The 255-nt window shown below is 58.0% G+C and carries 1 pseudogene; it reads right to left on the bottom strand.

The window, feature by feature from the left end:
- Positions 1–255 (bottom strand): annotated as a pseudogene (locus SB771_RS35750) (glycosyl transferase family 1); the annotation flags it as partial.

Raw genomic sequence — 255 nt, forward strand, 5'->3', positions numbered from 1 at the left:
CTTGTCGGCCGGAATCACGGCGTGGTCGTGAAACTCGGTTGCCCCCGCGAGCGGCAGATGACGTCCCTTGGGACCGTAGTTGTCGACACTGGCCGAATCGTTGGTGAAGACAAGATCGAACAGCTTCGAATGACGACCGTTGACATCGATCTCGTAAGGATCTTCCGTGACCCAGAGGACGGAACGGCCACACAACGTGGATAGACGCTCGCAGAGAATCGCGTCGAGTTCCTCGCCGTCGAAAGCAACGAACAG

Origin of the sequence: Burkholderia sp. SIMBA_051 (assembly GCF_046534915.1) — a bacterium.
Classification (GTDB): domain Bacteria; phylum Pseudomonadota; class Gammaproteobacteria; order Burkholderiales; family Burkholderiaceae; genus Burkholderia; species Burkholderia ambifaria.